Below are 2,871 nucleotides of genomic sequence, written 5' to 3' on the forward strand. Positions count from 1 at the left end.
AAGTCAAAATATTCTGGTATATCTGAGTAAGGAGTTTCTGTAATAAATTCTGACCAACATAGCTAAATTAAATTCATTTAAAGCTAATTTTGTATTTTCGTCGAGTTTTGCTTGTTCGCTATCTTGAGTATTTTGTTGGCGAGCAAAAATTCCTGTTACTACTGGTATTAATAAATAACTAAAAGGAGGAAGTAAAGCTGACAAACCTCCATATATCAAAGCTTCTTTTATGCTTAAGGGATTTGATTTGAAACTATTTAATTTATTTTTATCTTGTTCAGTAGTTACAGTAGTGATTGCTGAAGATAGAGATTGTTGTAAACTAGATTTATTATTAGGGGTAATGTAAAGTAGTGGTTTATATTTTTTGAATTCTTGAATTTCTGAAGACTGATTCATAAAAAATCCTCCTGCAAAGCTTTTAACAAAAATCTTAGAGGTTGATTGATGATTCGATACTTATAATTTACAGATTTTACAGTCAAGCAAATTATAATTACAAACTCATACTTACTTTTGTTTTACCTCCTAAAAAACTTCAATAGAGAATTTACTATTTCCGGATTTTCGCCTCTGAGCATTAAAAAATTGTCAGATTTACCTATACTTACCCTAACTTTAGCTTCAGAAAAAATTGGCAGTTCGACAAAATTTAAGAAATCCACTGATGGAAAATTTACTATTTCTAGATTTTCACCTTTGAGCATCAAGAAATATTCAGAGAAAATCAGACTTACTCTGACTTTAGCTCCTGAAAAAATTGGCAGTTCGACAAAATTTAAGAAATCCACTGATGGAAAATTTACTATTTCTAGATTTTCACCTTTGAGCATCAAGAAATATTCAGAGAAAATCAGACTTACTCTGACTTTAGCTCCTGAAAAAATTGGCAGTTCGACAAAATTTAAGAAATCCACTGATGGAAAATTTACTATTTCTAGATTTTCACCTTTGAGCATCAAGAAATATTCAGAGAAAATCAGACTTACTCTGACTTTAGCTCCTGAAAAAATTGGCAGTTCGACAAAATTTAAGAAATCCACTGATGGAAAATTTACTATTTCTAGATTTTCACCTTTGAGCATCAAGAAATATTCAGAGAAAATTAGACTTACTTTGACTTTAGCTCCTGAAAAAATTGGCAGTTCGACAAAATTTAAGAAACCCAATGATGGAAAATCTACTACTCCTGAATTTTCCCCTCTAACCATCAAAAAATTTCCAGAATAAATCATGCTTACCCTGACCTTATCTTCAGAAAAAATTGGCAGTTCAGCAAAATCTGAGAAACCCAATGATGGAAAATCTACTACTCCTGAATTTTCCCTTCTGACCATCAACAAATCTTCAGATAAACTCATGCTTACTCTGACTTGATCCCCTGAAAAAATTGGCAGTTCGGCAAAATCTGGGAAACCCACTGATGGAAAATTTACTATTTCTATATTTTCCCCTCCGACCGTCAAAAAAATTCCAGAGGAACCCATATTTATTCTAGTTTTACCCTTAAAAAAATTCCCACAAAGCAAAATTTAAGAAATCTGCTAATAGATAATTTAGTCGTCTGGATTTTCAACTTCAATAATCAACTAAAATCCAGACAACAAACTAACACTTACTCCTCCTTTTCAATTATCCCTCCACCTAACAAAATATCTCCCTCATACCAAACAGCAGCTTGTCCAGGAGTTATACCAAAAACTGCCTCTTCAAACATTAACTTAACTCGAAAACCATCCTGTGGTTTCTCCTCATTAATACCCAAAGGAATAATATTTGCTGCTACAGGTAAACTACGATATCTCACTTGCACCTCCCCTCGTATAGGTATAGTTGGTGGGACAATAGAAACCCAATTAACTAACTTCACAGTGGACTCCATTTTTGACGCACTGTCGCGATCGCCCACTATTACCCGATTCATCACTGGGTCTAAATCAATTACATATAAAGGATGAGGGGCCGAAACTCCTAAACCTTTTCTTTGGCCAATTGTATAATGATGGACACCATCATGGAGTCCTAACACTCGTCCCTCTTGGTCAACTATTTCACCTTGATGAGGAGTAATATATTTATCCAAAAATGCCCGCATCGAACCGCTAGCTTCCACTAGACATAAATCCTGACTTTCTGGTTTATCAGCAGTTTTCAAACCATATTCTGCTGCAATGCGTCGGGTTTCACTTTTCACCATTTTTCCTAGAGGAAATACGGAACCAGCTAATAAGTCCTGTGTTAAATCGTACAGAAAATAAGACTGGTCTTTATTACGGTCAATAGCACGTTTTAATTGATAGCGATCGCTCTGTGAATCATAATCAATTCGTGCGTAATGCCCCGTGGCAATTTTGTCAATACCCAATTTTTCACGACCATAAGCCAGCATCGGGCCAAATTTCACAGCTTTATTACATTGAGAACAAGGTAGTGGAGTAATTCCAGCACTGTATCCTGTTACTAAATAATCAACAATATTTGCCTGAAATAGATCGCGACTATCCACAATATGATGGGGAATACCTAACTGTTCACAAATATGAGCGGCATCGACCATTCCCTCGGAACAACATTGACCTTTTCCTTTCATTAACCAAAGAGTTAAACCCTCAACTTGATATCCTTGATGATGTAGTATTGCTGCGGTTGTGGAACTATCAACTCCACCAGAAAGACCGACTATAATTTTATTCATTGAATTTGAGGTTATAAAATCAAAACTAAGTTTATTTATCTTGCATTATAGATTTTTTGAAGAAGGAAGAAGGAAGAAGGAAGAGGGAAGAGGGAAGAGGAAAAAGGGAAGCAGGAAAAAAATTACTTTCTCTGAGTTTTAAGTTCTCGATATTTCCTAACCTTTCCTTCCACTGC

3 protein-coding genes are annotated in these 2,871 nt (G+C 34.8%); all 3 read right to left on the minus strand.

Going from position 1 to position 2,871, the window contains the following annotated elements; all coding sequences use genetic code 11:
- Nucleotides 1-3: 3 nt before the first annotated feature.
- A complete protein-coding gene (locus tag D5R40_RS31695; RefSeq protein WP_124145893.1) occupies nucleotides 4-399 on the minus strand; it encodes a hypothetical protein in 396 nt (131 codons plus the stop codon).
- A gap of 122 nt (nucleotides 400-521) precedes the next feature.
- The gene (locus D5R40_RS31700; protein WP_124155792.1) at nucleotides 522-1,487 is read right to left on the minus strand and encodes a hypothetical protein; all 966 of its coding nucleotides are present in this window, start codon (nucleotides 1,485-1,487) and stop codon (nucleotides 522-524) included.
- Nucleotides 1,488-1,615: 128 nt separating this feature from the next.
- Nucleotides 1,616-2,710 (minus strand): tRNA 2-thiouridine(34) synthase MnmA, encoded by a 1,095-nt coding sequence (gene mnmA, locus D5R40_RS31705; protein ID WP_275670461.1) that lies wholly within the window; start codon nucleotides 2,708-2,710, stop codon nucleotides 1,616-1,618.
- Nucleotides 2,711-2,871 lie beyond the last annotated feature (161 nt).

Origin of the sequence: Okeania hirsuta (assembly GCF_003838195.1) — a bacterium.
In the GTDB taxonomy this organism is placed as follows: Bacteria; Cyanobacteriota; Cyanobacteriia; order Cyanobacteriales; family Microcoleaceae; genus Okeania; species Okeania hirsuta.